At 67.6% G+C, this 7,051-nt stretch carries 7 protein-coding genes; 1 reads left to right on the top strand and 6 read right to left on the bottom strand.

Annotated elements, in window-relative coordinates; translation table 11 throughout:
- A partial coding sequence (locus tag PHI64_RS19110; RefSeq protein WP_299886357.1) for a peptidase U32 family protein occupies positions 1–1,145 on the bottom strand: 1,145 nt, incomplete at its 3' end.
- A gap of 160 nt (positions 1,146–1,305) precedes the next feature.
- Here PHI64_RS19110 and PHI64_RS19105 point away from each other — a divergent pair.
- Positions 1,306–1,509 (top strand): SlyX family protein, encoded by a 204-nt coding sequence (locus PHI64_RS19105; protein WP_296414226.1) that lies wholly within the window; start codon positions 1,306–1,308, stop codon positions 1,507–1,509.
- A 20-nt stretch (positions 1,510–1,529) separates the two neighbouring features.
- On the opposite strand, the gene PHI64_RS19100 is transcribed toward PHI64_RS19105, so the two are convergent.
- From PHI64_RS19100 to PHI64_RS19080, 5 genes are read right to left on the bottom strand one after another with little or no spacing between them, the layout of a single operon-like run.
- The gene (locus tag PHI64_RS19100) at positions 1,530–2,867 is read right to left on the bottom strand and encodes an adenylate/guanylate cyclase domain-containing protein (RefSeq protein WP_299886353.1); all 1,338 of its coding nucleotides are present in this window, start codon (positions 2,865–2,867) and stop codon (positions 1,530–1,532) included.
- Between the two features lie 36 nt (positions 2,868–2,903).
- Positions 2,904–3,632 carry a type II secretion system protein gene (locus PHI64_RS19095; protein WP_299886350.1) on the bottom strand — a complete coding sequence of 243 codons (729 nt, stop codon included), beginning with the start codon at positions 3,630–3,632 and terminating at the stop codon, positions 2,904–2,906.
- An 18-nt stretch (positions 3,633–3,650) separates the two neighbouring features.
- Positions 3,651–4,844, bottom strand: a complete 1,194-nt coding sequence (locus PHI64_RS19090; protein WP_299886347.1) for a hypothetical protein — start codon at positions 4,842–4,844, stop codon at positions 3,651–3,653.
- Positions 4,841–5,176, bottom strand: a complete 336-nt coding sequence (locus PHI64_RS19085; RefSeq protein ID WP_299886344.1) for a hypothetical protein — start codon at positions 5,174–5,176, stop codon at positions 4,841–4,843. The genes PHI64_RS19090 and PHI64_RS19085 overlap by 4 nt, the downstream gene beginning before the upstream one ends.
- Positions 5,177–5,222: 46 nt before the next feature.
- A complete protein-coding gene (locus PHI64_RS19080) occupies positions 5,223–6,977 on the bottom strand; it encodes a diguanylate cyclase (protein WP_299886341.1) in 1,755 nt (584 codons plus the stop codon).
- Positions 6,978–7,051 lie beyond the last annotated feature (74 nt).

The following is a 7,051-nucleotide window of genomic DNA, read 5'->3' as shown; positions in this document are numbered from 1 at the left end:
GGCAGGGGCTCGGCAGTGTGGATGCGGAAGTCGTCGCCAATCTTCTCGGCCCGGTTGACCCGCAGGCCTACCAGCTCGCCCTTGCGGTCGTAGAAGCTGAGACCGTCGCCGTTGTGCAGCTCGACGGCGCTGGTGGTGTCGAAATGACGGCGTTGCTTGCCGTCAAGGCGGATCACGCTGCCCACCGGTTCGCCAACGAACTTGGGTGAGTCGAAGGCACCGATGTCGGCGGTGCGGCCGTTGACGAAGTAGTCGGTGGCGCCGCGGTTGAAGGTCTTGTCGGCCAGGGGTGTGAACAGGAATGTGCTGCGCCCGGCGGAGGTGCGCGAGTACTCGGGCGCGTCCTCCATGATGCTGTCGAGGATCAGACGGTAGTGGGCGGTGATGTTCTTGACGTAGGCCATGTCCTTGTAGCGGCCTTCGATCTTGAAGCTGCTGATGCCCGCGTCAGCCAGGGCGCGCAGGTTGGCGCTCTGGTTGTTGTCCTTCATGGACAGCAGGTGCTGGTTGCTGGCCACCAGATTGCCGTCCTTGTCGGTGAGGTCGTAGGGCAGGCGGCAGGCCTGGGAGCATTCGCCGCGGTTAGCACTGCGGCCGGTATGGGCGTGGCTGATGTAGCACTGGCCCGAGAAGGCCACGCACAGGGCGCCGTGGATGAAGAACTCCAGGGTGCAGTCGGTGGCGGCGGCCACCTTCTTGATCTCGGTGAGAGTCATCTCCCGGGCCAGCACGATCTGGGAGAAGCCCACGTCTTGCAGAAAGCGTGCTTTCTCGGGGTGGCGGATGTCGGTCTGGGTGCTGGCGTGGAGCTGGATGGGCGGCAGGTCGAGTTCGAGCAGGCCCATGTCCTGGACAATCAGGGCATCGGCCCCGGCTTCGTGGAGCTGGCGGATGAGCTGCACGGCGCCGTCGATCTCGGCGTCGTGGAGAATGGTGTTGCAGGTGACGAAAACCCGCGCCCCGAAGCGGTGGGCGTGGCGCGCAAGGCGCTCGATGTCGGCCACCGTGTTCTCGGCGTTGGCTCGGGCGCCAAAGGCGGGGCCGCCGATATACACGGCGTCGGCGCCGTGATTGACCGCCTCGATGCCAATGTCCGCATTACGGGCGGGCGCGAGGAGTTCAAGTTGCTTGCGGGAGTGGCTCATGGTGGTGCTCTCGGGGGTGGGTGTGCGGCTCGGTCGGCCGCTTGCAACCCGACATTATCCCCGGTCGCGAGGGGAGCGTCGACCATGGCCGGCAAAGTGAGGTTTGGCGCGGTGCTGCGGCGTGGGACAATCCGGGGCTTACTCACATATGGGCCGAAACATGGAATCCCGACTGATGGAAATCGAGATCAAGCTCGCCCTGACCGAAGATCTGGTGGACACCCTCAACCTCACGGTGCACCGCCAGCAGGAGCAGATCGACGCCCTGCAGCGGCAGCTGGTGGCGCTGGCCAGGCAGCTGCAGTCATCCACGCCCTCGGCCGAGGCGCGGGATCTGCGGGAAGAGATTCCGCCCCATTACTGAAGCGAGCTTTCGGGTGCCTGTCAGGCTGCTTCCGGTGTGCGTCGCCGAGCAGCCGGACTGACGGCGAAGATGCGCGGGCTGCGCAGGCGATACACGGGGACGTAGCCCTTGCCCTTGAGGGCGAGCAGCAAGGGCTTGGCGAAAACGAAGGTGTTGCCGAGGCGTTCGAACATGCGGCCGTCGCACTGGATCACGCTGGGCTCGCCTTCGGTGCATAGGCGGTAGGCCAGGTTGACGGTGTCGCCCCACAGGTCGTAGATGAACTTCCCCCGCCCCACCACGCCGGCTACGACCGGTCCTGAAGCGATGCCGATACGCAGTTCAAGGGCGAGACCGTCGGTGATGGCTGGGTCGCGCAGGGTGGACTGCATGGCGATGGCCAGGGATGCGGCTGCGGCGTGGGGCTCCCGCGGGTGGGCGTTGAGGCCACCGGCCACCATGTAGCCGTCGCCGATGGTCTTGATGCGCTCCAGGCCGCGTTCGTCGGTGAGCTCGTCGAAACGGCAGAAGATCCGGTTGAGCAGCTCGAAGACCTTTTCTGGCGGCATGTCGCTGGCGATGCGGGTGTAGTTGACGATGTCGGCAAACATCACCACCACCTCGGAGTGTCCGTCGGCGATGGTTCCGGATTGTTCCTTCAGGCGTGCGGCGATGGGGGCCGGCAGGATGTTGAGGAGCAGGCGCTCGGAGCGTTCTTGCTCGCGGCGCAGCTGGCGGTGGGCGGCCGCCAGGCGGGCGCGGGTCTTGCCCCGCTGGCGCAGGGCAAAGCGCAGCAGGGGGTAGAGCACGCCGGACACCAGGGTGACGTGGAGGGCCATGAACAGGGAACTGGCCGCCTGCGGGCCGACGCCGGCCGAAAGGGCTGTGAGCGCCAGGAAGCCGATGAACCACAGGTTGGAGGCCGCATTGCCGACGGTGAGCAAGGCGCCGGCCGGGGCGATGACTGCCCACAGGGCCAGGCCCGAGGTGGCGGGGGTGGGCGGCAGGCTGACCAGGTTGAGCAGGGGAAAGACCAGCATCAGCCCGAGCTGGCTGGCCCGGTAGCGCACAAAGCGCCGGTGTCGGGGAAAGAGGGCGTAGTTGAGCAGCACCAGAAGCGGCACCAGGGCGCCAGGTACGGCTGAAAACGCAGGGTCGAGTTGATGGCCGATGCACAGCCAGAGCAGGGCGGCGGGGCCAAACAGCAGGCTGGCCAGATTGAGCAGCGAGAGGCGCAGGCGTCGTTCTTCATCGTCCTCCGGGCGTACGCCGGCATGGATCAGGCGACTGAGGACGGCTAGAGACCGGGCGACCGGCATGGCATGACAGGCGGTGATTGAATCGGCCCGAGTGTCATGCCCCCGGGGGACGGGGGTCAAGGGCGGCCAGTGTCGGGTGTGTGGAAGATTGTGTCTTCAGGGCAGGCGGCCGGCACCGATCAGACGGTGGGCGATGAGGTTGGGCGAGATCCAGCTGACCCGATCATCAAAGGCGCCGCCTGGTGCGCCGGGGTTTTCGGACAGCCCGCGGCTGACGAACAGGCGGGCGCTGATGTCGGTATTGCGGGCTTCGTCGCTGCCGGGCAGGGGTGGGGGCTGCAGGCTGCCGTCGGCGGTGATGGCACCCAGGCCGTTGGGGCCGTGGGACAGGATGACCACCGGGGTGAGGCCGCCGGCAGTGGTGAGCCTGAGCTCGGCGCCGTCCAGATTGCGGGTGACGAGCTCAATGGTGCCGTCGTCTACGCTGGTGATGTTGCGGGTGTAGGCGGGGGTGACGGCGTAGCGCAGGCGACGCGACCATCCATCCACACCGTGGATGCCAAGGGTGGCCCATGGCAGCAGGCCCACATGCCGGGCGCAGCTGCCGCCGCTGCGATCCTCGGTGCCGTCCTGGGGGCCCTTGGCCGGGCAGGGGAAGTGGCCTTTGCGTAATGCGTAGCCGAGCAGGGTGTCGCGGGCTTCATCAAGGGCGTCGTCGGTGGCCCGCTCGGCCCGACGGGCAAGGTGGCTGGACAGGCCGGCCCCGAGGCTGCCGGCCAGCAGGCTGAGGATGAGCAGCACCACCGCCATTTCGATGAGGGTGAAGCCGGGGCTGGCATGGGCTGGCAATTCGGGATTCTTCGGCATGGTGCGGAGGGGGGGCATCGGAGGCTCGCGGCAGATTCAGGGCAGGCACAGGGCCACGTCACCGGTAGCAGGCTGGTGGCGAGCGGTAAAGGGGAGCGTGATCTGTACCGGAAGCGCTCGGAGCTGGCCGGCGCTGAGGGCGGCCAGGGTGCTTTCTTCCAGGTAGGCGTCGATGCCCTGCTGCTCTCGAGGGCCGAGCCGGCGCTGGGTGGGGTGGCGTTCACCGGCAAAGAGGAGGGCGCCGCGGCAGCGTTGGCCAGCCCCCGCCAGACAGGCGGTGCCGCTGTTGCAGCGGGCGTAGCGCACCACCTCGGCCCAGTTGGCGGCGGGGTCGCGCAGGTCGGCGTTGCGGCAGGGGCCCTGCAGCCTGTCGAGGGCGGGCAGGCGGCCCAGGTTGACCGGGCCGTGGATCTGGCTGTCGATCGGGCTGGGCAGCCTGCTGGTGAGCACGCAGTCGGCCAGGGCCTGAAAGACTTTCTGCAGATGGGCGGCGTAACTGGCGCGGCTTTTCAGCTGGAGATAGATGTCCGCGGTGTCGATGGCGACCATGCGGTCGTTGCCGCCAGGGCGGTTGGTGGCTACGTCGATGGGCCCGGCGCCCGAGAGGGTGCCGATGCTCTCCAGGTAGGCGTCGATGCGGCGGGCTTCCGGGTCACCGCCACAGCGCCCGGGGCCAGGGCTGCGCTGCTGGCCGGGGAGGGGGCGGCCGGGGGCAATGATCAGTGCGGCGGCCAGGCCGGCCTGGTCGCCGGGCAGGGCGATCACCCGGGCGTCGCCATCAAGCAGACGGAAGCTGCCGGTGCTGTCCCAGGTGAGGACGTCGGCCTTGGGGTTGTTTTTGAACGCCCCTGATACGGCGTACCACAGGCACTCGCCGCTGCCGTCGCGTAGGTCGGGCAGGTTGAGGGTGAGGTAGGGCAGGCGACCGACGCTCGGTTGCCCCTGGCCGCCGCAGGTTTCCGACGAGCCGTCGCCATCCAGATCGGGGCAGGGCAGGTAGCCGAAGTCGGCGTTGGGATGTTCCTTGTTGCGGTAGTTGGCGGCAAAGCCAAGCAGGGCTTCCCGGGCGATTTGCAGGGCCTGGTCGGTGCGGCGGTCGGCGGCGAGCTGGCGGGCGGCTTGGTCGGCGGGGCTGTCCTGGGCGGAGAGCAGCCAGCCGAGTCCGCCGAGGGACAGCAGCAGGACGAGGGCGGGCAGGATCATGCCCTGCTGACGGGGGCGGGCTGTCACGGTGCGTCACGCGGCGGTATGCCTACTCGTAGGCGGTGCTGGCGCCCGTCGGGGCTTCGCACCAGGGCGCTTGCATCCTCGATGCGCACCTGGTCGGGTCGGGCTGCGGCGGTCTGGCCGTCGAGAAACAGGGTGGGTGCGCCGGCGCTGCGGGTGATGATGCCGTCAAGCCGTGGAGGTGGTTGCGGTGGCAGGGCGGGGGGGGGGGGGGGGGGGGCAGGGCGGCGTTCGGCCGGGCTGAAGAAGAGTCGCCCGAGGGGCTCGGCTTGCAGCGCGGTGGCCGCGGAAAGAATGAGCAGGAAGAGACCTGTCCGTATCGATGTGTATGCCATATCGATACGAATTTAGCATAAGCAGGGCCGCCTGGGCCGGTGCTGTTCAGGGGGCGGCGATGACCCGGTTCTTGCCTGAGCGCTTGGCGATATACATGGCCTTGTCGGCCCGGTCGATGGCATCTTCCGGGGTCTCGTTGTCACGCAACTCGGCTACGCCTGCGCTGAAGGTGATCAGCAGCTTTTGTTGGCGAGCCATGAAGAAGCGCTTGGTGAGTGCGCGCTGGAGCCGCACCAGGGTGGCTATGGCGCTGTCGAGGCTGGTGTCGGGAAGCAGGATGACGAACTCCTCGCCGCCGTAGCGGGCTACCGAGTCTTGGGGCCGGACGTTGTCGCGGACGACTTCGACCAGGTGCTGGAGGGCTTCGTCGCCAGTCTGGTGACCGTGGTTGTCATTGATCTGCTTGAAGTTGTCCACGTCGAGCAGGCCGAGACACAGGCCGGTGCCGCGGCGCCGGGCCAGTGCGGTCTCGCGGGACAGGGCTTCGTCCAGCCCCTTGCGGTTGAGAACGCCGGTGAGGGGATCGTGACGGATCAGTTCGCTGGTCTGCTCAAGTTCGAATTGCAGCCTGCTGATCTCGCTGTTGGCGTCGTGAACCCGGGTCTGCAGTTCGTGGAGCTGTTCGCGGGAGCGTCGGGTCGACTCCTGCACCGTGCGGGTCTCGCGCATGACTTCTGCGATCACGTCGGTCAGCTCGGTAATGTCGGCGGCGCCAACGATGCGCTCGGCGCATTTCTCGATCTTGTCGTGGTACTCGCCGGTGGATTCGGAGAAGTCACCGAGGCGATCGACGAAGCGGGCCAGCATCTCCTTCAGGCGGGCCTGGGCATTGCTGAGTTCGGACTTGATGGCCCCTTGACGGCTGATCACGTCGCGCAGGCGGTTCTCGAGTTCGCCGAGAATGCGTACGTCCAGAGGGTGGTCGAACATCTCGCCCATCAGGACGATCTGGCCGTGCAGCCAGCGGTCGTCTACCACGAGTTCGCTGATGTTCTCGAGGATCAGGTGGAGCACCCGCTGCAAGGCCTCGCGCACGGCGTGCTGGTCTTCCGCGGCCCAGTCGAGGCTGGCGCGCAGGCGGTCGAGGCGCTCGCGCAGGGGGGCGGGCATGGGGCTGGAGCGGATCGCCTCGGCGAGGGCGTCGGCTTCGCCGGCAAGTTCGGGCTCGCTGGCCCGGATCTGGGCGGCGAGGCTGGCCAGCAGTGTGGCCAGCATGTCGGCAAAAGCCCGGTCGGTGCTGGCGGTGCTGGTGGCCGGGCTGGTCTCGGTGGTCTCGGTGGTTTCGGCCAGGGCTGTTGCGGGCGCGTTGCCAGGGAGCTCCTCCTCGTCGTTGCGGGACCAGGCGCGGAGGAGGCCCTGCAGGCGTTCGTGGAGCTTCTCGGGGTTGCTGCCGGAGGCGCTGAGAACGCGGTCGAGCATGTCCCGTTTGCGGGCCTGGGTCAGCGTGGTCTGGCGTCTGTCCCATTCGGCAATCAGGTCGCGCAGCACGGTGCCCCAGTTGAGATCGAACTGCTCGTCGCGGGTGAAGCCGTCTGCGAGCACGCTGCGCAGTGCAGCCCAGTCGGATTGGGCAACAGCACTTTCAAAGTCGCGGAGGAGGCGCAGGGATTCGTGGTTGTTGCGGGGCAGGGCTGCAGCGATCAGCTTGAGCGCACGTTCAGGAAAGACGTCTTCGGCCACCGATCCGGCGATCTCGTGGTAGAGCGCACGGTAATTGTCCGGTGTCGGAGCGATCCGCCGCAGCGCGAGCTGGCGCAGGGTTTCACGTGCGACTTCCGAAGGTTGGCTGGTGTCGGTCATTTTGGGTCGGCGCGGGGCAGGGAAGCGTTGAATCATCCGGCGTCCTGCTGTGAAATGCTGCTTTGCAGGCTCAC

The sequence above is a fragment of the Zoogloea sp. genome (genome assembly GCF_028689785.1).
GTDB lineage: Bacteria > Pseudomonadota > Gammaproteobacteria > Burkholderiales > Rhodocyclaceae > Zoogloea.
This window is presented reverse-complemented; position numbering and strand designations above follow the sequence as displayed.

Coding starts and splice junctions, on each gene's coding strand:
- PHI64_RS19105 (WP_296414226.1), top strand. CDS start 1,306: ATGGAATCCCGACTGATGGAAATCGAGATCAAGCTCGCCCTGACCGAA.
- PHI64_RS19095 (WP_299886350.1), bottom strand. CDS start 3,632: ATGCCCCCCCTCCGCACCATGCCGAAGAATCCCGAATTGCCAGCCCAT.
- PHI64_RS19085 (WP_299886344.1), bottom strand. CDS start 5,176: ATGGCATACACATCGATACGGACAGGTCTCTTCCTGCTCATTCTTTCC.
- PHI64_RS19080 (WP_299886341.1), bottom strand. CDS start 6,977: ATGACCGACACCAGCCAACCTTCGGAAGTCGCACGTGAAACCCTGCGC.